The organism is Sinorhizobium fredii NGR234, from assembly GCF_000018545.1.
Classification (GTDB): Bacteria; Pseudomonadota; Alphaproteobacteria; order Rhizobiales; family Rhizobiaceae; genus Sinorhizobium; species Sinorhizobium fredii_A.
In genome coordinates this window covers 1,946,979-1,972,429 of record NC_012586.1, presented here as the reverse complement: position 1 = coordinate 1,972,429, position 25,451 = coordinate 1,946,979, and the positions used below count along the sequence as shown (strand labels likewise).

General features: G+C 64.3%; 22 protein-coding genes. 16 read left to right on the top strand and 6 right to left on the bottom strand.

What is annotated here, in order from left to right:
* Nucleotides 1-405: 405 nt before the first annotated feature.
* The 6 genes from NGR_RS09260 to uxuA all read left to right on the top strand — a co-directional run bounded on the left by NGR_RS09260 (nucleotide 406) and on the right by uxuA (nucleotide 6,540).
* Nucleotides 406-1,155, top strand: coding sequence for a FadR/GntR family transcriptional regulator (locus NGR_RS09260; RefSeq protein WP_015887999.1), 750 nt, complete (start codon nucleotides 406-408; stop codon nucleotides 1,153-1,155).
* A 36-nt stretch (nucleotides 1,156-1,191) separates the two neighbouring features.
* On the top strand, nucleotides 1,192-2,166 hold the full coding sequence (locus NGR_RS09255) for a sialic acid TRAP transporter substrate-binding protein SiaP (protein WP_015887998.1): 975 nt from the start codon (nucleotides 1,192-1,194) through the stop codon (nucleotides 2,164-2,166).
* 67 nt (nucleotides 2,167-2,233) lie between these two features.
* Nucleotides 2,234-2,806 carry a TRAP transporter small permease gene (locus NGR_RS09250; protein ID WP_164923976.1) on the top strand — a complete coding sequence of 191 codons (573 nt, stop codon included), beginning with the start codon at nucleotides 2,234-2,236 and terminating at the stop codon, nucleotides 2,804-2,806.
* Nucleotides 2,807-2,809: 3 nt separating this feature from the next.
* A complete protein-coding gene (locus NGR_RS09245) occupies nucleotides 2,810-4,216 on the top strand; it encodes a TRAP transporter large permease (protein ID WP_015887996.1) in 1,407 nt (468 codons plus the stop codon).
* Nucleotides 4,213-5,274, top strand: a complete 1,062-nt coding sequence (locus NGR_RS09240) for an L-idonate 5-dehydrogenase (protein WP_432654007.1) — start codon at nucleotides 4,213-4,215, stop codon at nucleotides 5,272-5,274. Before NGR_RS09245 ends, NGR_RS09240 begins: the two co-directional genes overlap by 4 nt.
* A 69-nt stretch (nucleotides 5,275-5,343) precedes the next feature.
* Nucleotides 5,344-6,540, top strand: coding sequence for a mannonate dehydratase (uxuA, locus tag NGR_RS09235; RefSeq protein WP_015887994.1), 1,197 nt, complete (start codon nucleotides 5,344-5,346; stop codon nucleotides 6,538-6,540).
* A gap of 89 nt (nucleotides 6,541-6,629) precedes the next feature.
* Here the strand turns inward: uxuA and NGR_RS09230 are convergent, their stop codons facing one another.
* The 4 genes from NGR_RS09230 to NGR_RS33560 all read right to left on the bottom strand — a co-directional run bounded on the left by NGR_RS09230 (nucleotide 6,630) and on the right by NGR_RS33560 (nucleotide 11,740).
* Nucleotides 6,630-9,761, bottom strand: coding sequence for an efflux RND transporter permease subunit (locus NGR_RS09230; protein WP_015887993.1), 3,132 nt, complete (start codon nucleotides 9,759-9,761; stop codon nucleotides 6,630-6,632).
* Between the two features lie 23 nt (nucleotides 9,762-9,784).
* A complete protein-coding gene (locus NGR_RS09225; RefSeq protein ID WP_015887992.1) occupies nucleotides 9,785-10,975 on the bottom strand; it encodes an efflux RND transporter periplasmic adaptor subunit in 1,191 nt (396 codons plus the stop codon).
* A gap of 103 nt (nucleotides 10,976-11,078) precedes the next feature.
* Nucleotides 11,079-11,258: a hypothetical protein gene (locus tag NGR_RS09220; RefSeq protein WP_164923975.1), complete on the bottom strand. Its 180-nt coding sequence runs from the start codon at nucleotides 11,256-11,258 to the stop codon at nucleotides 11,079-11,081.
* A gap of 359 nt (nucleotides 11,259-11,617) precedes the next feature.
* Nucleotides 11,618-11,740, bottom strand: coding sequence for a hypothetical protein (locus NGR_RS33560; protein WP_015887990.1), 123 nt, complete (start codon nucleotides 11,738-11,740; stop codon nucleotides 11,618-11,620).
* A gap of 350 nt (nucleotides 11,741-12,090) precedes the next feature.
* Between NGR_RS33560 and asnB the strand changes: the two genes are divergently transcribed.
* The 7 genes from asnB to minE all read left to right on the top strand — a co-directional run bounded on the left by asnB (nucleotide 12,091) and on the right by minE (nucleotide 19,178).
* Nucleotides 12,091-14,028: an asparagine synthase (glutamine-hydrolyzing) gene (gene asnB, locus NGR_RS09215; protein ID WP_164923974.1), complete on the top strand. Its 1,938-nt coding sequence runs from the start codon at nucleotides 12,091-12,093 to the stop codon at nucleotides 14,026-14,028.
* Between the two features lie 25 nt (nucleotides 14,029-14,053).
* Nucleotides 14,054-14,317, top strand: a complete 264-nt coding sequence (locus NGR_RS09210; protein WP_015887988.1) for an acyl carrier protein — start codon at nucleotides 14,054-14,056, stop codon at nucleotides 14,315-14,317.
* A gap of 27 nt (nucleotides 14,318-14,344) precedes the next feature.
* Nucleotides 14,345-15,892, top strand: a complete 1,548-nt coding sequence (locus NGR_RS09205; RefSeq protein WP_015887987.1) for a class I adenylate-forming enzyme family protein — start codon at nucleotides 14,345-14,347, stop codon at nucleotides 15,890-15,892.
* On the top strand, nucleotides 15,889-16,896 hold the full coding sequence (nadE, locus tag NGR_RS09200) for an NAD(+) synthase (protein WP_015887986.1): 1,008 nt from the start codon (nucleotides 15,889-15,891) through the stop codon (nucleotides 16,894-16,896). The genes NGR_RS09205 and nadE overlap by 4 nt, the downstream gene beginning before the upstream one ends.
* Before the next feature lie 426 nt (nucleotides 16,897-17,322).
* Nucleotides 17,323-18,072: a septum site-determining protein MinC gene (gene minC / locus NGR_RS09195; protein ID WP_015887985.1), complete on the top strand. Its 750-nt coding sequence runs from the start codon at nucleotides 17,323-17,325 to the stop codon at nucleotides 18,070-18,072.
* 33 nt (nucleotides 18,073-18,105) lie between these two features.
* Nucleotides 18,106-18,921 (top strand): septum site-determining protein MinD, encoded by an 816-nt coding sequence (gene minD, locus NGR_RS09190; protein ID WP_015887984.1) that lies wholly within the window; start codon nucleotides 18,106-18,108, stop codon nucleotides 18,919-18,921.
* Nucleotides 18,918-19,178 carry a cell division topological specificity factor MinE gene (minE, locus tag NGR_RS09185; protein ID WP_015887983.1) on the top strand — a complete coding sequence of 87 codons (261 nt, stop codon included), beginning with the start codon at nucleotides 18,918-18,920 and terminating at the stop codon, nucleotides 19,176-19,178. Before minD ends, minE begins: the two co-directional genes overlap by 4 nt.
* Nucleotides 19,179-19,200: 22 nt before the next feature.
* Here the strand turns inward: minE and NGR_RS09180 are convergent, their stop codons facing one another.
* Complete coding sequence (locus NGR_RS09180) at nucleotides 19,201-20,319, bottom strand: hypothetical protein (RefSeq protein ID WP_015887982.1); 1,119 nt, start codon at nucleotides 20,317-20,319, stop codon at nucleotides 19,201-19,203.
* A 1-nt stretch (nucleotide 20,320) separates the two neighbouring features.
* Complete coding sequence (locus tag NGR_RS09175) at nucleotides 20,321-21,148, bottom strand: N5-glutamine methyltransferase family protein (RefSeq protein WP_015887981.1); 828 nt, start codon at nucleotides 21,146-21,148, stop codon at nucleotides 20,321-20,323.
* Nucleotides 21,149-21,249: 101 nt separating this feature from the next.
* Here NGR_RS09175 and NGR_RS09170 point away from each other — a divergent pair, with 101 nt between their 5' ends.
* The 3 genes from NGR_RS09170 (at nucleotide 21,250) to NGR_RS09160 (ending at nucleotide 25,437) form a co-directional block, all read left to right on the top strand.
* Entirely contained in the window at nucleotides 21,250-22,569 is a 1,320-nt protein-coding gene (locus NGR_RS09170) for a lipopolysaccharide biosynthesis protein (RefSeq protein WP_164924114.1), read from the top strand.
* Entirely contained in the window at nucleotides 22,559-23,707 is a 1,149-nt protein-coding gene (locus tag NGR_RS09165) for a hypothetical protein (protein WP_015887979.1), read from the top strand. The genes NGR_RS09170 and NGR_RS09165 overlap by 11 nt, the downstream gene beginning before the upstream one ends.
* A gap of 137 nt (nucleotides 23,708-23,844) precedes the next feature.
* A complete protein-coding gene (locus NGR_RS09160; protein ID WP_015887978.1) occupies nucleotides 23,845-25,437 on the top strand; it encodes a GumC family protein in 1,593 nt (530 codons plus the stop codon).
* Nucleotides 25,438-25,451: the final 14 nt, after the last annotated feature.

Below are 25,451 nucleotides of genomic sequence, written 5' to 3'. Positions count from 1 at the left end.
CGACAGCGCTAAAGACAACTAGAGCCCCGTGATTATTCCCGCTGATGATCAGGATGCTGTAAAGACGCTTCGTCAGCACTCTCACGGTAGCAAGCAGCAGGCGCTCTTCTCCCCCGTGCGTCGCTAAACCGTGCGGGTTTCATCTTTCGGGCGGCGCTTCGTTTCCGTTCTATCCGGTGAAAACAGCTGACCTGTTTCGGTAGCCGATAACGCTCTGATTTCCTTAAATAGCGAAGCGCGGGCCATCTTTGACTGCATTTAGCGGCCAAATTCGTTGCCGCCGGCCAAACCTCGTTGCTTTCAACAGTTGTTGACTTCGTAATTCTTGAGCGTATTCTGGCCGAATTGGTATGACCACTTGGCCACCAGCCGTAGTGCAATCCTGTGGCCTGCAGTGAGGATATGATGTTCTCTGCCGTGGAATCGCGCCGCCTCTATCGGCAGGTGGCGGACCAGATGCGAGGCCTCATCGAGCGGGGCGAATTGGCTCCCGGCTCGCGGCTTCCGGCCGAGCGGGAACTTGCGCAGAAGCTCGGCGTGTCGCGCCCGACGGTGCGGGAAGCGCTGATCGTGCTCGAGGTCGAAGGCTTCATCGATATCCGCATGGGCTCGGGCATCTATGTCACGGCGCGCCACGCGCCGGCGGCCGATATGCCCCCGGAGGATTTCGAGGGCCCGTTCGAATTGCTGAGGGCGCGGGCGGTCGTCGAATGTGCGATCGCCGAGGAAGCGGCGCGGCTGGCGCGGCCCGAGCACATAGAAATCCTCGACGACAACCTGGCGCGCATGGCCGCCGCGCTCGAGGACCGGCGCCAGGCGCTGGCGATCGATCGCGAATTCCACGTCATCGTCTCGAGCATCATCGCCAACCAGACCCTGAACCGCTTCGTCGGGAGCATCCACGACATGCGCATGACACCCTATTTCGAAAAGCTCGCCAGCTATTTCGAAAACACCGACACCTGGCGGGCTGCGATGGAGGAGCATCGCGCCATCCGCGACGCGATCGCCGCCGGCGATCCGGCCGCCGCACGGGCCGCGATGCGTGCGCATCTCGATCAATCTCAGCTTCGCCTGTCGGCGAGCTTCGGGGAGGAGCCGTCCGACAGCACGATACCGGCCGCATGGAGGCGTGCCGAAAACAGCAGTTCGTAAAGGATGCAGTGACTTCACTTTGGGAGGAGAAAGAAGATGAAGGTCAGACTGTTAATGCTACTCGGTGCAACCGCGGTTATTCTGGGCTCGGCCCTGGCCGCACAAGCGCAGACGGCGCTGAAATGGGCGCATGTCTACGAGACCTCGGAGCCGTTCCATACCGAATCCGTCTGGGCCGCCGAGGAGATCGGCAAGCGCACCGAGGGACGCTACAAGGTCGATGTCTTTCCGGCCTCGCAGCTCGGCAAGGAAGCGGATCTCAACCAGGGCCTGAAGCTCGGCACGGTCGACATCATCATTTCCGGCTCTAGCTTCGCGGCGCGCGAATATGCGCCGATCGGCGTCACCTATTTCCCCTACACCTTCCGCGACCCCGCCCATCTGATCGCCTATACCAGGAGCGACGTCTTCAAGCGGCTGGCGGCGGGCTATGAGGAGGCGTCCGGCAACCACATCACCGCGGTTACCTATTACGGCACGCGCCACACCACGTCGAACCGGCCGATCGCCAAATGCGCCGACATGCAGGGGCTGAAGATGCGTGTTCCCGATGTCCCGGCCTATCTCGCCATGCCGCGCGCCTGCGGCGCCAACACGACGCCCATTGCTTTTGCCGAGGTCTATCTCGCCTTGCAGAACGGCACGGTCGAGGCCCAGGAGAACCCGCTGACGACGATCGAGGCGAAAAAGTTCTTCGAAGTGCAGAAGCACATCGTGCTGACCGGCCACATCGTCGATCACCTGAACACCGTCGTCTCGAAGTCGCTGTGGTCGCAGCTCTCCGATGCCGACAAGCAGATCTTCACCGAGGTGATGCAGGAGGCCGCCGAGCGCGCCACCAAGATCATCGAGGAGCGTGAGAAGGCGCTCGTCTCGACCTTCAAGGAGCGCGGCATCGACGTCGCCGAGGTCGACAAGGCCGATTTCGAAACCACCGTCATGGACAAGGTGGCGCTCGAGGACTTCGGCTACAAGAAGGAAGACTGGGAGGCCATCCGCGCCGTCAAGTGAACCGCTCATGCCGGCTTGCCTGCGACGGCGGGCCGGCATCCGTTTCCCAAACCGTCGGATAAACGCCATGTCCCAGGAAGTCCATTTGCAGACGACGCCGGAGGAAATCGCCCATACCTTCGACGAGGCTCCGCCAACCGCGGACGTTTCCGCCTACGCCGTCGAGGATTGGGTGACGCTCGCCATCTTCTGGGTGATGACGGGGTGCGTTTTCCTGCAGTTCTTCACCCGCTACGTGCTCAACGATTCCTACGCCTGGACGGAGGAGATCGCCACCAATTGCCTGATCGGCGTCGTGTTCCTGGGCTCCGTCATGTGCGTGCGCGTCTCGCGGCACATCCAGGTCGACGTGCTCTATCACTATTTCCCGCGGCCGATGGCACGGGCGATGGCGATCTTCGTCGATCTCGTGCGCATCGGCTTCTTTGCCTATGCCTGCTGGCTGATGTGGCGTTACGTGGCGATCGTCGCCCATGAACGCATGGTGACCGTCGACCTGCCGCGCAACATCGTCTTCTACAGCGTTTTGGCCGGCTTCGTGCTGATGTTCGTCCGCTCGATCCAGGTCTTTATCGCCAATCAACGCCGCGGCTATTCGGTTCTCGAAAAGCCCGAGGAATTCCAGAAGGTGGAGGGCTGATCCATGCTCCTGCTCGTTGGTTCGTTTCTGGTGCTGATGGTGGTCGGCGTGCCCGTCGCCATTTCCATGGCCGTGGCGTCGGTCCTCTATCTGGTGTTCTACAACGTCGCGCCGGATATCATCGCGGCGCAGCGGATGATCGCCGGCGTCGAGAGCTTCCCGCTCTTGGCGGTGCCGTTCTTCATCCTCGCCGGCAATCTGATGAATTCCGCCGGCGTCACCGGCCGCATCTATTCCTTCGCCGTCGCCCTCGTCGGTTGGATGAAGGGCGGCCTGGCGCAGGTCAACATCATCGGCTCGGTGATCTTTTCCGGCATGTCGGGCACGGCGCTTGCCGATGCCGCCGGCATCGGCACGATCGAGATCAAGGCGATGAAGGACCACGGTTATCCGGTGGAGACCGCCGTCGGCGTCACCGCCGCATCGGCGACGCTTGGGCCGATCTTCCCGCCGTCGCTGCCCTTCGTCATCTACGGCATGATGGCCAATGTTTCGATCGGCGCGCTGTTCATGGCCGGCATCGTACCGGGCGTGGTGATGACGGTGCTGATGATGCTGACGGTCGCGATTTTCGCCTATCGCCGCGGCTGGGGCTCCGACACGCCTTTCGAAATCAAGCGGCTGCTTTCCGCTTCGCTGGAAGTGGTCGTCGTGCTTGCGGTGCCGGTTCTCATCTATCTCCTGATGGCGGCCGGACTGTCGATGAACGTCGCCGTCGGCCTGGCGCTTGTCGCGCTCCTCGCGCTCGACTGGTATTTCGATTTCTCTGCGGTCATGGCGCTGATGACACCGGTCATCCTGATCGGCGGCATGACGATGGGCTGGTTCACGCCGACCGAAGCCGCCGTCGCCGCAGTCCTCTGGTCGTTGTTTCTCGGCCTGGTGCGCTATCGGACGATGACGATGTCGACGCTGGCGCGGGCGACCTTCGACACGATCGAGACGACCGCCTCGGTGCTGTTCATCGTCACGGCCGCCTCGATCTTCGCCTGGCTGCTAACGGTTAGCCAGGCGGCCCAGCTGCTCTCGGGGGCGATCCTGACGATCACCGACAACAAATGGGTGTTCCTGATCCTGGTGAACCTGCTGATGCTGTTCGTCGGCTGCTTCCTGGATACGATCGCGGCGATCACCATCCTCGTGCCGATCCTGTTGCCGCTGACGGCCCAGTTCGGCATCGATCCGGTGCATTTCGGCCTGATCATGACCCTCAACCTGATGATCGGCCTGCTGCACCCGCCGCTCGGCATGGTGCTCTTCGTGCTGTCGCGCGTCGCGAAGCTCTCTGTCGAGCGGACGACGATGGCGATCCTGCCCTGGCTCCTGCCGCTCTTCATCGCGCTCATCCTCATCACCTTCGTCCCGGCGGTCACGCTGTGGCTGCCGAGTGCAGTCGGGCTGATCCGATGATGGCGGGAGTGGCAAGACGGGCGCGCGTCGCCCGGCTTTACGGACGGCGCGACCTCCGGATGGAGATCGCGGAGGTCGCCGAGCCCGGCGAGGGCGAGGTTCTCTTGAAGATGGCGACCGGCGGCATCTGCGGTTCCGACCTCCACTACTACCAGGACGGCGGCTTCGGCCCCGTCCGGGTGCGGGAGCCGATCATCCCGGGTCACGAAGCTTCGGGCCATGTAGCGGCGCTCGGCGCCGGCGTCTCCGGACTTACGATCGGCGAACTCGTGGCGGTCAATCCAAGCCAGCCTTGCGGCGCCTGCCGCTTCTGCAGGGAAGGGCTCGCAATCCATTGCCTGAACATGCAGTTCATGGGTAGCGCCATGCGGCTGCCCCACGCGCAGGGCATGTTCCGCGACTGGCTCGTCGTTCCGGCCAGCCAGTGCTTCGCGGCGGGCACGTTGGTCGGCGCCGGCGAGGCGGCCTGTGCGGAGCCGCTGGCGGTGTGCCTCCATGCGGTTGCTCAGGCAGGAGATCTCGTCGGGAAGCAGGTGCTCGTCACCGGAGCGGGGCCGATCGGCGCGCTCGTCGTTGCGGCGGCGCGCCACGCGCGGGCTGAGACGATCGTGGTCACCGATCTCGCCGACGCGGCGCTCTATCGAGCCAAGGCCATGGGCGCGACGCGGGTGGTCAACGTCCGCCGCGAGCCGGCGGGTCTGGCCCAGTATGAGGCCGACAAGGGCCAGTTCGACGTCGTGTTCGAATGCTCGGCCGCCGAACCGGCGCTGCGCAGCGCCATCGCGGCGGTCAGGCCGCGTGGCCTGATCGTACAGGTCGGGGTGACCGGCGATATTAACCTGCCGCTCAATGCGCTCGTCGGCAAGGAGCTGCGGTGGATCGGATCGCAGCGCTTCGACGATGAATTCGCCCGCGCTGTCGAACTCATCGCCGCGCGCCGGATCGATGTCCGGCCGATCATTTCGCATGCCTTCCCGGTCGATCAGGCGGTCGAGGCCTTCGAGCAGGCCGGCGACCGTTCGCGAGCCTGCAAGGTGCAGCTGACATTTCATTCCTAGTTCTAATGGAGCGGGATGCGGGCGGAAAACCGCCCACACTTTTCCTCATCCCGCTCGGAAGGAGTTGACATGCGACATACGTGGCGCTGGTTCGGACCGGTGGATCGGGTAAGCGTTCGGGACGCGGCGCAGGCCGGCGCGCACGGTATCGTCAGTGCGCTGCATCATATCCCGACCGGTGACGTCTGGCCGGTCGAGGAGATCGAGAAGCGGCAGCAAGAGGTCCGCGACGGCGGCCTCGAGTGGGAGGTCGTCGAAAGCGTCCCGGTGTCGGAAAGCATCAAGACGCAGACCGGCCCTTGGCGCGAGCACGTTGCCAACTGGCAGGAAACGTTGCGCCGCCTGGCAGCGGCCGGCATCCGCACCGTCTGCTACAATTTCATGCCGGTGCTCGATTGGACGCGCACCGACCTGCGCTGGACTGCCCGTCACGGCGCCAAGGCGATGCGCTTCGACCGGATCGACTTCGTTGCCTTCGACCTCCATCTGCTGCAGCGGCCGGGCGCCGCCGAAGACTACGACATAGCGACATGCGAGGCGGCTGGTCGGCGCTTCCGCGACATGACGGAGGAGCGGCGCCTCGCCCTGTCTCGCAACATCGGTGCGGGCCTTCCGGGCTCCGCCGATGGCTACAGCCTGCCGCAGCTTCGGGCGCACTTGGAGACCTATGCCGGTATCGGCCGTGACAGACTGCAGCGCCACCTCGTCGATTTTCTCGCCGAAGTGACGCCAGTCGCCGAACGGGTCGGCATCAATATCTGCGCCCATCCGGACGATCCGCCATGGCCGCTGCTCGGCCTGCCGCGCATTCTCTCGTCCGCCGAGGACTATGCTTTCATGCTCAGGGAGGTCGACAGTCCGGCCAACGGCGTCACCTTCTGCACCGGATCGCTCGGCGCCCGTGCCGCCAACGACCTGCCGGCGATGGTCCGCCAGTTCGCGCCGCGCATCCATTTCATCCATCTCCGCAATGTTCGCCGCGAGGAAGAGAGGACGCCTTGCTCGTTCTATGAAGACGAGCATCTGGAGGGAGACACCGACATGGTGGCGGTGATCGCCGAATTGCTCACCGAGGAGAAACGCCGTCGCGCCGCCGGACGCGTGGATCACCAGATCCCGATGCGGCCGGACCATGGCCAGGAAATTCTCGACGATCTCACCCGCGGCGCCCAGCCCGGCTACCCGGCGATTGGCCGCCTGAAAGGGCTTGCGGAACTGCGCGGCATCGAACGGGCCCTGTCGCACGCCACCCATGGATTGCGCTGATCACGGAATGGCGGCCTGGCTCAGCGGCCGCTACTGCATGTTTTTCTCCTTAAATCGCAACCGATTTAAGGAGAAAAACATGCAGCAATTCAAAGTGCTACAGCGACCTTTGTGCGTCTAATAAGACGCACGGCGCTGTAGCCGAACAGCCGTTTGATGCCGTCGGCGAGGCTCTCCATGTAGAGATAGATCACCGGCGTCACGAACAGCGTCAGCGGCTGCGAGACGAGCAGGCCGCCGACGACGGCGACGCCCAGCGGCTGGCGCAGTTCTGCGCTGGCGCCGCTGCCGAGCGCGATCGGCAGTGTCCCCATGAGCGCGGCCAGCGACGTCATCAGGATCGGCCGGAAGCGCATCAGACATGCCCGGTGGATCGCCTCCGCGGCAGGCATGCCGTTGCGCTGCAGAGACAGCGCCACGTCGATCATCATGATCGCGTTCTTCTTGACGATGCCGATCAGCATCAACAGCCCGATCACCGCGATGATCGACAGGTCGAATCCGCCGAGGCTGATCGCCACGAGCGCCCCGGAGGCTGCCGACGGCAGGCCGGACAGGATCGTCAGCGGGTGGATGAAGCTCTCATAGAGGATGCCGAGCACGATATAGATCGTCAGGATGGCGCCAAGGATCAGCCAGGCCTGGTTGGAAGCGGCATCCTGGAAGAGCTGCGCGGTGCCATAGAACCGGGTCGTCACGTCTTGTGGCATGCTGATCTCGGCCTTCAGGCGGCCGATCTCCTCGACGCTGTTGCCGAGCGCCACGCCGGTCGGCAGGTTGTAGGAGATGGTCACCGCCGGCAATTGCCCGAGTTGGTTGACCGTCAGCGGGCCCGGAACCGTATCGACGCGCGCGAAGGCGCCGAGCGGCACCAGCCTGTTGTCGGCGGTCGGCACCTGCAGTTCGGCAAGCGAGGCGGCGGACCAGCTTCTGGCCGGGTCGACTTCCATGATGACCTCGTAGCTGTCGCCGGAGGTGTAGATGGTCGAGATCTGTTCCGAGCCGAAGCCGCCATAAAGCGTCGTGCGCAGTACATCCGTCGAAATCCCGAGGGCTGCCGCCTTGTCGCGGTCGACGACGAGGCGCGCCTGCGGGGCGTTGTTCTCGAGGTCCGTGCTGACATCGGTGAAGAAGGCGCGGTCGGCCCGCATCGCCTCGGTCAGCTTGTTCGCCCACGCGTTCATCGCCGCCTGGTCGAGGCCCTGGACGACGAGTTGATACTGGCTGGCGGAACTGCGTGCGCCGACGGAGAGATTCTGTACCGGGGTGATGGAAGACTTGATACCGGCGATACTGGCAAGCGCCGGACGCAGTTCGGAAAGAATCCGGGGGAGCGACGGGCGCTCGTTCTTCGGCTTCAATTCTACGAAGAGCCTTCCGGAGTTCAAGGCGGACGATCCGGCGCCGCCCGAGCCGATCGAGCTTGCCACGTGGGCGACATAGGGCGAGCGGGCGAACACGTTTTCGACCTTGGCCTGCAGGGCCGACATGGCCGCGAAGGAAATATCCGTCCGCGCCTGCGTCGTCACCTGAAGCTGGCCGATATCCTCCTGCGGGAAGAACCCCTTCGGCGTGGCGCTGACCTGATACACCGTCACGCCGATGCTCGCCAGGAACAGGACGAGCACGGCAAGGCGAGCGCGGATGCACAATGTCAACAACCGCTCGTAGCCGCGCAGCAGCACATCGAAACCGCGCTCCAGCAGCGCATCGGGGCCGTGCCGGTCGTCCGGTTCGGCGGGCTTATGGGGCAAACGGGCCGCCAGCATCGGCGTCAACGTCAGGGAGACGAAAGCGGAGGCGAGGATCGAGATGGTGACGACGATCGCGAACTCGTCGAAGATCTTGCCGATCACGCCGCCCATCAGCAGGACCGGGATGAAGACGGCGACCAGCGACAGCGAGATGGCGATGATGGTGAAACCGATCTCGCCTGACGCGGCGATCGCCGCCTCGAAGGCGTTCTGTCCCGTCTCTTCCATATGCCGGACGATGTTCTCCAGCATGACGATGGCGTCGTCGACGACGAGGCCGACGGAGAGCGTCAGGGCCATCAGCGAGATGTTGTCGATCGAAAAGCCGAGCGCATACATCGCCGCGAAGGTGGCTATGATCGAGATCGGCACGGCCAGCGCCGGAATGAGCGTCGCCGACAGGCGGCGCACGAAGACGAAGATCACCAGGATCACCAGCCCGATCGTCAGGCCGAGGGTGAATTCGACGTCGTCGACCGCGCCCCGCACCGAGACGGAACGGTCGTTGAGCGTTTCGAGCGACGCTCCTGCCGGCAGCGATTGCTGGAATGTCGGCAGCATCGACTTGACCTTGTCGACGACCGCCACCGTATTGGCATCGGGCTGGCGCTGGATGGCGAGGATGATCGCCCGCGCGCCGTCATGCCAGCTCGCCGTCTGGGTATTGGCGACCGAGTCGATGACCTTGGTGACGTCGCCCAGCCGGACCGCCTTGCCATCGGCTGTCTTGATGATCACCTTGGAAAAGGCGGCGGCATTCTGCAGTTGGGTGTCGGCAATGATGGTCATCTGCCGTCCGGTCGACTGCACCGTGCCGAGCGGCGAATTGTCGTTGGCCGCGGCAATGGCGCTCTGCAGCTCAGCGAGCGAGATGCCGCGCGCGGCGAGCGCGTCGGGATCGAGCTCGATCCGCACGGCAAATTGCTGGCTGCCGAAGATCGAGACTTCCGCGACACCTTCGAGGGTGGAAAGCGACGGCGAGATCACCTGCTGGGCAAAGGCATCCAGCTTGGTGAGCGGCACGGTGTCGCTCTTCAGGGCAAGAAGCAGCACCGGCGCATCGGCCGGGTTGACCTTGCGGAAGCTCGGCGGGGAGGGCACGTCCTGCGGCAGGGTTCGTAGCGTCCGGGTAATCGCCGCCTGGACGTCGGCAGCCGCCGCATCGATATCTCGGTCGAGCGCGAACTGAATGGAGATCGACGTCGAGCCGAGCGAGTTGTTCGTCGATATGCTGTCGATCCCGGCAATGGTGTCGAACTGCTTGATGAGCGGGGTTGCGACGGAGGTCGCCATCGTCTCCGGCGAAGCGCCGGGGAGAGCCGCCGAGACGTTGATCACCGGAAACTCGGTCCGCGGCAGCGCCGCGACGGGAAGGGCCGCATAGGCAAAGAGACCGGCGAAGACGAGGGCCAGCGACATCAGCAGCGTTGCGACCGGGCGGCGAATGCAGAATTCGGAAATCGACATGACCGTATTCCATGACTTGCCGGCTACTGGACGACGCGCGCCTTGTCGCCGGCCTTGAGATGCAACTGCCCTTCCGTCACGACCCGGTCGCCGGGCGCCAGCCCCGAACCGATCGCGGCGTCCTGCCCGTCATTGGCGGCGACGACGACCGGACGGAGTTCGATCGTGTCGTCGGCTTTCAGCCGGTAGACGAAGTCTCCTTTCTGGCCGGCCTGGACGGCAACGGCGGGAATAACCGGCGTCTTCGCAAGGGTCGTTTCCTCGATATCGACATTGACATACTGGCCCGGCCAGAGCTTCTGCCCGGCATTGTCGAACCTGGCGCGCATCAACACCGTGCCGGTTGCCGCATCGACGGCGGAATCGATGAAGTCGAGCACGCCCGTGCCGATGATCTCGGGGGTGCCGCTGAGCCGTGCCGTGACGGTTGGTGGGGTGCCGGAGCCGAGCCGAGCCTTGAAGGCCTGCAAATGGTCTTCGGGCAGATGGAAAGCCACCTCGATCGGGTCGATGGCGGTGATGGTGACCAGGCTCGTCTGTGAAGCGCTGCCGGAGGTGCCGACCAGATCGCCGACCGTCGCCTGGACGGCGCCGAGGCGTCCGCTGATCGGGGCGCGAATGCGCGTCAGGTCTATGGCGACCTTGTCCGCCTCCACGGTCGCCTGGTCGGCCGCAACGGTCGCCTTGGCAGACTGCTGCGCCGAGAGCGCGCTGTCGTAGGCCTGCTGCGTGCCGGTGTTGTCGTCGCGCAGCGTCCTGGCCCTGTCGAGTTCGATTGCCGCGTCGGCGAGCAGCGCCGTGTCCTTCGCCAGTATCGCTTCGTCGCGGCTGAGTTCGGCCTGCAGGGCGCGGTCGTCGAGGGAAAACAGCAGGTCGCCCGCCTTGACCATCGCTCCGTCCTTGACGTGAATGCCGACGATCTGGCTCGATATCCGTGCGTTTACCTCCACGGTCTCCGGCGCCTGCACATTGGCGAAGGTGCTGATGACGACGGGGAAGTCTTGCTGCTCGACTTTGGCGACCTGGACTGCGACGCCCTGCGCGCCGGAACCATGCGCGGCCTTGCTCGTGGATTTTCCGGAGGGGTCCGTATGGGCGTCGACGGTCGAGTTGAACGACCCGATGCCGGGAACCTTCGTCACCAGCGGCGCGATGGCGATGCCGGCCAGGGTGCAGACCACGGCAACAGCAGCAATGACGACCCGGCCAGACATCAGGCGCGCTCCTTGTGGCGGGAATTCGGGGGCCGCGCAGGCCACCGATAGCGCAACAGCATCTAGAAGAAGCAGGGGTCGCGTCCAGTGTTATTTCAATAGGTTACGAAGATTTAATACGGTCCACGGGTGACTCCGTGAGTTCGGAGCCGGCCATGCCTTCGAGGTTTTGATCGTCAGGCCGGTTGGCCTCGATCTCCAATTTGTGCGCCGCCCGGCGCAGGTGCTGCCATTCCTTCTCGACGCGTAGAAACGCCTCAGTCGACATGAATCTCGGCTGCATATCACCTCCTTGCGCTGCGTCAGGAAACACGCAAATCCGCGATTTCAGTTCCCAGGCGATCTCGGCGGATCGTTGGCGCGCCATCTCCGCAGATACCGGTCAAATAGGTGAACCGCGCAGCTGCTGATCGGTTATGCGGCGGGGTCCACCTATCGCCCCTCGAACTGGTGAGGCCGCCGTGCAGCGGACTGCGATTCGGCGGCCTCAGGCATGCGCCTCACGACGGATTCCACTCCCGGCAGAGCCACCCGTCAAGGTTTAGAGCTTACTCAATTCGAGCTAGAAGTTACATCGGGCAAAGGGAAAGGTGTCCCGATGGCGCCGCTTGCTGCCAGGTCAGAGGGGGCGACGGGCTCCCGTTAGATGGAATGCAAGGTCCAGGACGTCGCCGCGAGAAGCAGGCCGACCGTCAGAACGATGGCAATGCCGTATCTCATCATCTTCATTCGGCGCGTGCGTTCGCCGGTCCAATCGTAGCTCATCATGCGCTCCGAGCGATATTGCGCTTGATCGCAAAAATTGAACCGAATTTCTTAATAAAAAGGAAACCACGCCAGGCCCCCGGTGCTCTGCGGATGCCCATGGGACCGGAGCGTTGAGGCGTTCACAGGTTGGCGGGGTATTTTTATGTATAAAGTTCGCAAAAATTCCAGTGAATTCTAATAAAATACTAAACAAAACCAGTATTGATATTTATTCCCGTCTTTCGTCGTCAATGACCCTCTTTTGAATAATTTACCATCATCGAAAAAAGCTTGTGCAAGTTAACGCTTGCTCTGCCCATTCAGGCTATACGTTCAGCGCGGTTGCGGGGCGTGAGAGCGATTTTCATATGTGTGGTTTTGGCGGCTATTTTGGCTCGATACGGGACGGAAGGGCGCTTCTCGAAAGCATGACGGCCGCGATTGCGCATCGGGGCCCGGACGGACAGGGCATTTTCACCGTGCCCGAGGCCGGGCTTGGTCATGTGCGGCTCTCCATCGTCGGGCTCGGCGACGGCCAGCAGCCGATGCCGGATGCGAGTGGCGAACTGACGATCGCCTTCAACGGCGAAATCTTCAACTATGTGGAACTCCGGGACGAGCTTCGCGCCAAGGGCCGCCGCTTCCGCACTGCGAGCGACACCGAGGTCATCCTCCACCTCTATGACGAGATGGGCGAGGATTGCGTTTCGCTGCTCAACGGCGATTTTGCCTTCGCGATCTGGGATGCCCGGCGCTGCCGGATGATGCTGGCGCGCGACCGGATGGGGGTGCGCCCGCTTTTCTATACCGCGCAGGGCGGCACGTTCTATTTCGCCTCCGAGGTCAAGGCGCTCCTTCAGGTGCCGGGCGTTTCGGCGGAGATCGACCCGATCGCGCTCGACCAGATCTTTACCCTCTGGGCGCCGATCGCGCCCCGCACGCCGTTTCGCAATATCCTCGAGCTTGAACCGGCCAATGTGATGATCGTCGACCAGCGTGGCGTCACGACGAGACCCTACTGGCAGCTTCAATACCCGGACCGGGATCAGCCCTCAGGCTACACACACGAAGGAAGTGCCGCCGAGGAACTGCGCGCCCTTTTGGCGGACGCGACCCGCATCCGCATGCGGGCCGACGTGCCGGTCGGCGCGTATCTCTCCGGCGGGCTCGATTCGTCGATCGTCTCGGCGCTGGCGGCCGGCATGACGCCGCAGGGGCTTCGGACCTTCTCGGTTACCTTCGACAGCGCCGAACACGACGAAAGCGCCTTCCAGCTGGAAATGGCCGCAGCACTCGGCACGCAGCATAGCGCGATCGCCTGCCGCGCCGGCGACATCGCCAAGGTCTTCCCGGATGTCATCCGCTTCACCGAGAGACCGATCATCCGCACGGCGCCAGCCCCGCTCTACCAATTGTCCGGGCTGGTGCGCGAGGCCGGGCTTAAGGTCGTGCTGACCGGCGAAGGCGCCGACGAGGTCTTCGCGGGCTACGACATCTTCAAGGAAGCGCGGGTGCGCCGTTTCTGCGGGCGACAGCCGGGCTCGAGCATCCGGCCGCATCTCTTCCGCAAGCTCTATCCTTATCTCCCGGGTCTCAAGCAGCAGTCGCCGGAATATCTCGCCGCCTTCTTCGGCGCCGGCGACGCGCCGCTCGACGACCCGCTCTTCTCGCATCGGCCGCGCCTCAAGGGCACCGCTGCGACGAAACTGTTCTTTTCCGGCGACCTGCGCGCTGAACTGAAGGACTACGATGCCGCTGCGGAGCTCATCGGCCGGCTCCCGCAGGATTTCCGCCGATGGCATCCGTTGCATCAGGCGCAATATCTCGAAAGCCGTTTCCTGTTGCCGGGCTACATCCTCTCCAGCCAGGGCGACCGGATGGCGATGGCCCATGGGATCGAGGGACGCTTCCCCTTCCTCGACCACCGGCTGGTCGAGTTTGCCGCGAAGCTGCCGCCGGAGATGAAGCTCAAAGGCCTTACCGAGAAGCACATCCTGCGCGAGGCAACGAAGGATCTTCTGCCGCCCGCCATCGGCAGGCGGGTGAAGCAGCCCTATCGCGCCCCCGACAGCCACTCTTTCACCGGGCCGGGTGAGCTCGATTACGTCCGCGGCGCCCTGAGCGAGGATGCCGTGGCCGAGGGTGGCCTCTTCAATGCCAAGGCGGTGACGAAGCTCTACGAGAAATGCCGCTCGCGTCCCGCCTCGGGCTTCCGCGACAACGCGGCTTTCGTCGGCATTCTCTCGACGCAGCTCTGGCTGCAGACATTTGCAGGCACGCGCATCCGCAAGGCGGAAGCGGCCTGAAACGGAAACAGGGAAAGGAAAACATATGACCCAGGCGATCAAAGAGAAGGTCAAGACCTTCATCATCGAGAACTTCCTGTTCGGCGACACCTCCTACGACCTCGACGATACCGCCTCGCTGATCGAGAACGACATCATCGATTCGACCGGCGTCCTCGAACTCGTCGCCTTCATCGAGGACCAGTTCGGTATCGTGATGGGGGATGCCGATATCGTTCCGGCGAATCTCGATTCGCTGGCGCGCATCTCTGCCTTCATCGCGGCAAAAGCCGTGCCGGTCACGGCGTAAACGGCGGTAGGGGCGGGGTTCACGAGCATGAGGTTCGAGCAATTCCTTATCAGGAACGCCGCGGCGTACGGGACAAAGACGGCGCTGGTCACCGATCGCACGCGGCTGAGCTACGACGAACTGGACGATCTTTCGTCCCGGCTCGCCGCCGCACTTGCCGCGAGCGGAGTGAATGCCAACGACCGCGTCCTGGTCTTCATGGACAATTGCTGGGAAGCGGCAGTGGCGATCTTCGCCATCCTCAAGGCCGGCGCGACCTTCAGCCCGGTCAATGCCTCCACGAAGGCCGACAAGCTCGCCTATATCATTACCGATTGCGAGGCGGCGGCGATTCTGACCCAGGCGAAACTGATGCCGATCGTCGCGGAGGCGCGGGCGCTTTCGTCCGCGAAGCCGCTTTTCGTCGCTTCGACCGCGACGCCGGGCGGCCGCACGCCGGAAGGCGCGGCCTCTTTCGAGGCGTGCCTGGAGGCCGAGCCGGTGCTCGTCCTGCACGGCGGCATCGACGTCGATCTTGCCATGCTGATCTATACCTCCGGATCGACGGGCCGTCCGAAGGGCGTGATGATGACGCATCGCAATATCGATGCGGCGTCTCACTCGATTACCACCTACTTGCGCAACACCCCGGACGACGTCATCCTCAACGTCCTGCCGCTGGCCTTCGACTACGGCCTTTATCAGCTTTTGATGGCGATCCGGCTTGGCGCTACGCTCGTGCTGGAAAAATCCTTCGCCTTCCCGCAGGCGATCTTCGAACGCATTCGCGCCGAAGGCGTCACCGGCTTCCCGCTGGTCCCGACGATGGCCGCGATGATCCTGCAGATGCGCGACCTCGAACCCGGCTTCCTGGCGAGCCTTCGCTATATCTCCAATACCGCCGCGGCCCTGCCGCCGGCACATATCGCGCGCCTGCGAGAGCTTTTTCCCTCCGCCCGGCTCTATTCCATGTACGGCCTGACGGAGTGCAAACGCTGCACCTATCTGCCGCCGGAGGAGCTCGATCGCCGGCCCGGTTCAGTCGGTATCGCCATTCCCAACACCGAAGCCTTCGTGGTCGATGACGACGGCAAGCGCGTGCCGCCCGGCGTGCCGGGCGAACTGGTGATCCGCGGTCCGCATGTCATGCAAGGCTACTGGCGCAACGAGGCGGCCACCGAGCGCATGCTGCGCCCCGGGCCCAACCCCTGGGAAAAGGTGCTCTACACGGGCGATCTCTTCCGCACCGACGCTGAGGGGTTCCTCTATTTCGTCGGCCGCAAGGACGACATCATCAAGACGCGCGGCGAGAAGGTGGCGCCGAAGGAGGTCGAGACCGTCCTGCATGCGCATCCGGGTATCGCAGAGGCCGTCGTCATCGGCATTCCCGACCCGGTGCTCGGGGCTGCCATCGGCGCCCTCGTTGTCCTCTCCGATCCGACCGTTACAGAGAAGGACATCATTCGCCACTGCGCCCGTCACCTCGAGGACTTCATGGTGCCGAAGGTCGTCGAATTCCGCGCCGAGCTCCCGAAGACGGACACGGGCAAGGTGAGCCGCAGGCTGGCGGCCGAAACATTGGAGGCCGCAGAATGAACATCCACCCGGACCAGGAAAGGTTCACTTTCTCCGCCGATGCCTTGAAGATCGACGGAGCCGCCGAGACCGATCGCATCGTCGCGGGCTTGCGCGCCCAATTGCGCGGCATGCGCAAGCGCGGGCTTGTGCTCGGCCTTTCGGGCGGCATCGATTCGAGCGTCTCGGTGGCGCTCGCGGTGCGCGCCGTCGGCGCGAAAAACGTCTTCTGCCTGTTCATGCCGGAGAACGATTCCGATCCCGAAAGCCTCCGGCTCGGCCGGCTGGTGGCCGAGACCTATGGCGTCGAGGCAATCGTCGAGGACATCGGGCCGACGCTTGCCGCCATGGGCTGCTATGCGCGGCGCGACGCCTTCATTCGCGAACTGGTCCCGGACTACGGGCCGGGCTGGGCGTCGAAGATCGTCATCGCCAATGCGCTGGAGGGTGACGGTTACAACATCTCCTCGCTGGTGGTTCAGGACCCGCAAGGCAAACAGACGAAGCTTCGCATGCCGCCTTCCGTCTATCTCGGTATCGTCGCCGCGACCAATATGAAGCAGCGCACCCGCAAGCAGCTCGAATATTATCACGCCGACCGGCTGAACTTCGCGGTCCTCGGCACGCCGAACCGGCTCGAATACGACCAGGGCTTCTTCGTCAAGAACGGCGACGGCGCTGCCGACGTCAAGCCGATCGCCCATCTCTACAAGTCGCAGGTCTATGCGCTTGCCGCCTATCTTGGCGTTCCCGAGGAGATTCGCCGACGGCCGCCGACCACCGATACCTATTCGCTCGAGCAGACGCAGGAGGAGTTCTATTTCTCGCTCCCCTACGATCGGATGGACCTGTGCCTCTACGGCCTCAACAACGGCTTGAGCGCCGAAGACGTGGGCCGCGCCGCTGACCTTTCCGCAGCGCAGGTCGAACGCGTGTGGGCGGACATTGCCGCCAAGCGCAAGGCGACTCGCTATCTGCACCTCGGGCCGCAGCTCGTGCAGCCGGTCGCGGAAATCGGCGAGTGAAAAAGGGCGGCTTTCGCGGCCACGCGTGATGCCGAAGTAACACACCCTCTGGCCTGCCGGCCATCTCCCCCACAAGGGGGGAGAATATGTGCGGCTGCCGATTCGCCACAGCCAGCGGTTTCAGCAAGTGGAACGCTTCGAGGGAGCGAGGTCGGTGCCGCGAGTCGTCTCCCCCCTTGTGGGGGAGATGGCCGGCAGGCCAGAGGGGGTGACTGCCCCGCAACTACCGCTTGCTCCACTGTCGCTCACGGCCCCCTCGAGGTTCATGATGCCGCAAGTTCCGGGCCAACTTTGTCGCTGATCGACTGTCTGCCCCGCAATTTCCAAGCCGTTGAAGCCGCGCCTCCAGCCCCGGGCAGGGTAGCGAAATTAACCATTTGTTAACCGTGACTCGCCTACATCTTTGGCAACGGAAAATTAACGTAGATGACCAAAGTGCTAACAGACACCCGCTCGATCCGCATCAAGGGCCGCTCGTTCCTGGCGCTGGTGCTTTCACCGGAGCCGCCGCTCGACGCCTGGCTCACCCGCCTTGATGACTTGGCCTCGCGCTCGGCCGGGTTTTTCCTGGGTCGGCCGGTCGTACTCGATGTCGCTGACCTCGAAATCGACCGGGCCGAACTCAAGAAGCTGATCGACGAGCTCGGCAAGCGCAACGTTCGGATCATGGGTATCGAAGGCGGCCGCCCGTCGCTTTTCGAGCCGGGAATGCCGCCGGCCATGAAGGGCGGTCGCCCGGCCCCGGACTTCGAAATTCCGGCCGGGCCGACCGTCGAACCGGTTGGCGCCGCTTCGCCGCAGGCTGCGGCGCCGAGCGTACAGGTGGAGCCGCAGGCGGCACGGGCGATTTCGTCGATCGTCATCCGCGAGCCGGTGCGATCCGGCCAGTCGGTGATTTTCCCGGAAGGCGACGTCACCGTCGTCGGGTCGGTCGCCTCGGGCGCGGAAATCATCGCCGGCGGATCGGTGCATGTCTACGGGACGCTCCGGGGGCGGGCGCTGGCCGGTTCGGTGGGCAACGCTTCGGCGCGCATCTTCTGCCGCCGGCTCGAAGCGGAGCTGCTGGCAATCGATGGCGTCTACAAGACGGCGGAAGATATGGCCCCCAACCTTCGCGGGCAGCCCGTCCAGCTTTGGCTGGAAGGCGATTCGATCATGGCAGAGAGACTTAACTGAGCCGGCGGCCGGCCAGCATACAGGAGCGGGAAGATGGCGAAAGTAATCGTTGTTACATCGGGGAAGGGTGGCGTCGGCAAGACGACATCGACCGCCGCGCTTGGCGCGGCGCTGGCGCAGAGGAACGAGAAGACGGTCGTCGTCGATTTCGACGTCGGCCTGCGCAACCTCGACCTCGTCATGGGCGCCGAGCGGCGGGTCGTCTACGATCTCGTCAACGTCATCCAGGGGGATGCCAAGCTGCCGCAAGCGCTGATCCGCGACAAGCGGCTCGACACGCTCTTCCTGCTGCCGGCCTCGCAGACCCGCGACAAGGACAGCCTGACCGCCGAGGGTGTCGAGAAGGTGATGGCCGAGCTCAAGAAGCACTTCGACTGGATCATCTGCGACAGCCCGGCCGGCATCGAACGCGGCGCGACGCTTGCGATGCGGCACGCCGACATCGCCGTCATCGTCACCAATCCGGAAGTCTCATCGGTGCGCGACTCCGATCGCATCATCGGCCTGCTCGACGCCAAGACCGAACGGGCCGAGCGCGGCGAGCGGGTCGAAAAACATCTGCTCTTGACCCGCTACGACCAGGCCCGCGCCGAGCGCGGCGACATGCTGAAGGTCGACGATGTCCTCGAGATCCTGTCGATCCCGCTGGTCGGCATCGTACCGGAGAGCACCGACGTCCTGAAGGCTTCCAACCTCGGCGCACCGGTCACGCTTGCCGACAGCCGGAGCGCTCCGGCGCTTGCCTATCTCGACGCCGCCCGCCGGATTGCCGGCGAAACGGTGCCGATGACCATTCCTGGCGAGAAGCGCGGCTTTCTCGGCAAATTGTTCGGACGGAGGGCAGCATGAGCATATTCCGTTTCTTCAGCAAACAGACGTCGGCGCCGACGGCGCGCGAGCGTCTGCAGGTCCTGCTGGCGCACGAGCGCGCATCTGTCGGACACTCGGATCTGGTGGCCAAGCTTCGCGAGGAAATCCTCGCAGTCATCGCCAAGCACGTGCAGGTGGACGGCGACAAGGTGACCGTCAAGATGGACCGCGGCGAGACCGTCTCGACGCTGGAAGTCGATATCGAAATCCCGCTGAACGCGGTGCGCGCGGCCTGACAGACTGCCGCGATCCCTACATCTATTTATCGAAGGAGCCGCCGATCAGGCGGCTCCAATGTTCTCCGACGAGGCCATTCACGAATCCCTGCGCGTGCCGGAAGGCGTCGACGAGTTCCTCATCGCGCGAGTGGACAACCGTCGAGGCCGCGTGGACGAAACCGATGCGGCGGCCCATCATCGCTTCGAGCAGGGCAGGCTGGGTACGGCCGCGGAGCGCCGCGGCGCCGCGGGCGGCTGCGTGATCGATCAGGCAGTCGAGTACGGGACCTGCCTGCCCCGGCAGCGAAAGCAACTGCAGAACCCGCGCGGTCCCCCCGGGTTTGAGGTGGTAGAAGAAGGCACCGACAGCAGCCCCCGCGCGGGTCTTGACGGCAGCGAGGACCGGTTCGCCGAACTCGGGCTTATCGATTGCGTCCTGGAGGATATGCTCGAACTGGCCGTCCGCCCAGGCGGGCTGCACGGCGAATTGCTTGGTCAAGCCTTCGAAGAGCCCGACAAAGGATCCGGCATCGATGTCGGCGATCTGGAGAGCTCCGGGCAGGCCGGCGTCTTTGGGTACGGCCGACCAGCGCAGTTCGCCGCGTCCCATTTTACCGCGATGGCGCTCGTCGAAAGCCTGGGCCAGCGGGCGAAGGACGCGAGTCGGTCCGATCCGGCGCGAGACAAGCTCGAGCGCGAAGCTGGCGGGGCGCAGGACGCGGACCCAATCGAGGCTGTACTGCGGCAGGACGATGCCACGCAGCCGCGTCCACATTTGCGTCGAGACCTCGCTCGCCGTCTCGCTGAAGGAAAGGTCTTGCGGCCCGGCCAGGAAGGCCTTCAGGAGCCGGGCGCCGGCCATCGGGTCGCTCTCACGGCCCTCGACCATCAGCGAGCCGCAGATGGCGGCGCGCAGGTGCCGGCCCTTGTAGCGCATCGGCAGTGCGTTGACCCCGACGAAGCCGGAAATGCGACCGCTGTCGTTGACGTGGACGAGCGGCGCGACCTCCGGGTCGTAGCCGGGCGCCTCCAGGTACAGGTAGCGAAGATAGTCGACCAGCGCGGGCGGCGGGGCCGCGTTGCTGTTGCGGAAGATCTTTTGAAACAGGCCGGCAATGGCCGGGATGTCGGCATCCACGAGCGGACGGATGTCGCTCATCTCATCTGCCCTCGTCGCCGGACGCACCCATCTTGCGCACGATGGCGACGCGCGGCTTGCCCTGCGCGTCATGGGCGAAGCTCACTGGCTCGTAGGCTTTGGCGCGGCTGAGCAGGGCTGCGGCCTGCCGGTCCTGTCCTTCGCCGAATTCGAACAGCAGCCAGCCGCCCGGTTTCAGGAAGGCGACGGCATCGCGGATCAGCCGCTGGTGGATGGAAATGCCGTAGGGACCGCCGTCGAAGGCCTCGCGCGGCTCGCTGTCGAGCAGATGGGCGCTGTCGCCTTCGAGACGGGACGTCGAGATGTAGGGCGGATTGCAGACGATCATGTCGATCTCGCCTTCGAGGCCGTCGCCTTCGAGCGCCGCAAACAGGTCGCCCTGCCGGATTGACACGCGCTGCTGCAGCGACAGCAGCCCGACGTTGCGGCGGGCGAGCGCGACGGTGCTGTCGGTGAGGTCCGCGCCCAAGACCTGCGCGAGCGGCAGGGCGGCGGCGATGCCGAGCGCGAGGTTCCCCGAGCCGCAGCACATGTCGATGACCATCACCGGTCCCGTCCGGTCGCGAAGCCGCTGAACGGCGTTCCGGCCTAGCAGTTCCGTCTCCTCGCGCGGGACGAGGACGTCGGGCGCGAGTTCGATTTCGATGTCCATGAAGCGAACGAGGCGAGGCAAAGGGCTGTTCGCCAGGCTGACGTCGGGAAGATTGTCGCGCTGCAGCACGAACGCTCCTTCGGCTATGGGATGGTTTTCGGTCCGGCGGACACTAGCGCACTCGGGTAAACGGAAGCTGAAATTCAATTGTTGGGCGTATGTTAACCGCCCAATCATCTCTGCGCCTTAGTCTGCGCCCGGGGATCGGCGGGAGGCTGCGGCAAGCCATGGCCTTTGGATACCGGATCCCGTGGCGCAAGATCGACAAGGCAGATCGGATGTCTTCGGAAGGCTTAACGGAATCGCGGGGCTACAAGCCGTTCCTGCCGATGATCCTGTCCTATGTGGCATCCGGCGGCAGCCTCGTGCTCGGTTCCGCGGCGCAGCTTCTGACCTTCGCGATCCTCGCCCGTTTTCTCGGCGTCGATGAGTTCAGCGTCTTCGTCGCCATCACCGCAGTCGCCAGCATTGCCGTGCATCTCTGCGGATTGGGCGCCATGGAATGCCTGGTGCGGCGCGTCGCGAGGGATCGCACGATCTATCCGGAAATGCTCGGCCACAACATCCTGCTGACATCGGTAAGCGGGCTCGCCCTCATGCTGGCCGGCGCCGTCGCGTTGCCGTTCTTTTTCACGCTTTCGCCGGACCCGCTCGCCAATTTTGCGGTGATTGCGCTGATGCTCGTCACCAACATCGTCCTCGTCCGCGTCATCGTTCTGGCCGAGCAGATCTTCATCGCCCATTCGGATTTCGCCTCCGCAAACAAGGTCGTCGTCGGCTTCGCTGTGGCGCGTACCGTTGCCGCGGCCCTCGCTTGCCTGGCTTTCGGCGTTTCGACCGTAGCGTCCTGGGCCGTCTGGCAGTTCATCTGCCACGTTCTGGTGGCCGCGGCCTGTCTCTGGGCCATCAAGAGCCTCGGCGCGCCGCGTTACCGTATCGTACGGGAGGAATTGCCGCAGGGCCTCTATTTCAGCATTCCGTTCATTCTGCGCGCGCTCAGGCAGAATGCCGACCTGCTCGTCCTGAGCCTCGTCACCACGGCCGAGATCGTTTCGAGCTACAGCGTGGCGCGGCGGATGCTCGAGAGCAGCTTCCTGTCCGTCGAGGCGCTCAACCGCCTCATCTATCCGGGCTCGGCGCGGATGACGACGGCCGGCCTGCACCACGCCTTGCAACGGGTTCTGCGCGTGCTTGGCGCGGCGACCGGCATCAGCCTTGCAGCGGGCCTGACGGTCTTCGCGCTCGCGCCGGTCCTGCCTTATTTGTTCGGCCAGGAATATGTTTCCCTTGTCGGCTTTGTGCGCGGCCTCGCATGGGTGGTCGTGCCGCTCGCCATCTGGTCGGTGGCGGTGGAAGCCCTGGGCGCCTCGGGCTACCATGCCGCCCGGGCCACCGTGATGGGGCTCGGAAGCATCGCCGGGGCCGGGCTTGCTGCCGCGGCGAGCTGGTACGCCCCGCCGGCCGGCACCTTCGTCTCCTTTTATCTCATCGAGATCGCCATGGTGGTCGCCACATGGAGCGTTTTCCTGCGCTTCGTGCGCCGCGACCGGGAGCGGGCGGCACGCGAGTTTCCGGTGGGAATAGTGCATGGGAGTTGAGTTGCGGAAAATTGCGGCTCATCCGGCGGGCATTGTGGAGCCGCCATGCCCGGCCGGCACGCGCCCGATGGGACGCGCCGATATTCCGGCGATCGGACGATTGTTCAACAAGGTGTTTCGCAGGCGCGACCGCGCGGCCGGGGAGGACCTTTGCCGCTACATCGCCACCGTCTTCTTCGGTGCCCCTTTTTATACCCCTGAACAGGGCAGCATCGTGCATGAAAAGGGCAATGGCGACATCGACAGCGCCATTCTTTCGGTGCCGATGCAGTTCGACGTCAATGGCCGCCGGATCGTGGCGCGTCTACTTTGCGCCTTCATGGTCGATGGCAAGACGGGTGCTGCCGGCGCGGCGCGGCTCGCCCGCAGCGTGCGGGCGGTTCGCCAGGACCTGTGTTTTTCCGATAGCTCCTCGCCGGTAAGTGCCGACCACTGCGTTGCCGGCGGGGGCGTCATCCTGCCGATCCAGAGTCTCGAATGGCAGCGCTTCTTCCGGCCGCTCGCCGCCGCAGCCGTTCTCGCCGGCCGGCGCCTCCCGATCTTCAGAGCGCGTCCGGTCGTTGGCGCACTGGGGTTGATCGACCGCGTGCTGCGATGGTGGAGCCCGTCATCGAAACCGACGGTCGCGACGGGCTGCCAGGCGAGGACAGCAAGCCTGGATGAGTTTCTCCGTTGCGCGGCACCGATGCTCGAGCGTTTTTCGGTCCGTCCCACCTGGTCGAAATCCGAGTTCGACTGGCTCGTCGACCTTGCAGCGATGAACAGGAGCCTCGGGACGCTGCAATGCAGGAAGGTCGTTGTCGACGATGGTCGCACGATCGGCGCCTTCCTGTTCTTCGGAAGGCCCAACGGCATGGCGAGCGTGCTTAACCTGCTTTGCGAAGACGGCCGCGAAGCTGACGTCACCGCGGCAATGTACGCCTGCCTCGACGCGGAAGGCTATGCCCTCGCCACCGGCATGGCGCAGCCATTCCTGATGAATGCGATTTCGCGCCAGCGGTGGTTGTGCTTCCGCCATCGGGGCTATTTCTGCATGGTCACCCGCCACGCCGACATCAAGCAAGCGGCGCTCGGCGGCGACATCTATATCGGCGGCCTCGCGTCCGAAAGCTGGAGCCGGCTATTGACCGATTTTTGAACGGTTGAAGGTTACCAGCCGCAGCCAGCGCTTAACGGAATATTCACCCTGCACTCCTAATTCTTAACAGGCGGTGCGGCAACGCAGCGGCAGTGCTCTTCAGTGGCGTCAAGGGCATGCGTGGGGAAAAATTACGGATGTATCGGCGGAGCGAGCCCTTAGAGCAAGGATTGCGCCTGGAGACGCGTTACCCGCGGCGCGCCGCGGGCGGCTCGCTGCTGGACCTCGTTCCGGCGATGGACGAGGAAACGGCGCGTCCACCGCAAGAGAAGGAAATTCCGGAGCAGAAACAGCCGGATGTTATTCAGGCCGCGCCGGTGGTCCAGCCCGGTCCAGCGATCGTCGGGACGTATTTTCCGCAGCTTCACAATCTCGGCAGCGTCGGCATCGATGACGTCATCCTCTGGCTGCGTGACGGGACAAGATGGATCGTCCTTGCGCTCATTGCCTGCCTCGCCGCCGCCTTTGTCTATGCAGTGACGGCGACGCCGCGCTACACCGTCTATTCCGATCTCGTCGTGGACCCCTCCAATCTCAACGTCGTCAGCGACGACGTCTTTACCAGCAACCCGCAGCGCGATGCGCAGCTGCTGGAAGTCGAAAGCAAGCTCAGAATCCTGACCTCGCGAAACGTTCTGAAGCGGGTCATCGACAAGCTTGACCTGACGAACGATCGGGAATTCGTCAAGCCGTCACCCCTGGCGTCCTTGATCTCGCTGTTCTCATCCGGAGACAGCAAGGCCGACAAGGAACTGGCTGTCATTCGCGCCTTGTCGGAAAGGGTCGAGGCGCGTCGCGAGGAGCGCTCCTTCGTCGTCGTTCTCGAGGTCTGGAGCGAGACGCCGGAAAAGGCCGTCACGCTCTCCGACGCGATCGTCGACGCCTTCGAAGCGGAACTCTTCCAATCGGCGGCGGAAAGCGCCGGCCGGGTGGCGCAGAACCTCAATGCGCGTCTCGACGAGTTGCGCCGCAACGTCACCGGGGCCGAAAGGAAAGTCGAGGATTTCCGCCGCGAGAACGGCTTGCTGTCCGCCAATGGCGAACTCGTCAGCAATCAACTCTCGAGCGAACTCAACACCCAGGTCCTCGAGGCCCAGCAACGCTTCATCCAGGCCGAGACCCGCTACAAGCAGATGAGTGCGGCGATTGCCCAAGGACAGACGACCAGCGCCTCGGTCTTCGAATCCGCCGACATGACGAACCTGCGCCAGCAGTACAACGCCCTGCAGCAGCAGATCGGCGCGATGCAGCTCACCTATGGCGAAAGGCATCCACGTCTGGCTGCGGCGCGCTCGGAGCGGGCCACGCTCGAAGCCGCCATCAACCAGGAAGCGCGCCGCATAGCCGAGCGCGCCAAGGCGGATTCCGATCGGGAACGCGCGGCGCTCAACGCCCTGAGGGCCAAGGCCGACGCCGAACAGTCGAACGTCTTCACCGACAACGAGGCTCAGGTCCATCTTCGTGACCTCGAACGCGATGCCCGCACCAAGGCAGCGATCTACGAGACCCATCTGGCGCGTGCCCAGCAGATCACCGAGCGCCAGCAGATCGACACGACAAATATCCGCGTCATTTCGCGCGCCTTGCCGCCGAATGCGCGCAGTTGGCCGCCGCCGACATCGATCCTGCTCATCGCCGGTGCCGCGTTCGGGCTTGCCGCAGGTATCGGGATTGCGCTGGCACTTGGCCTGTGGCGCTACGTCCGCGACCCGCGGCCCGTGGCCGGATAGGAGCTACGCCGGCA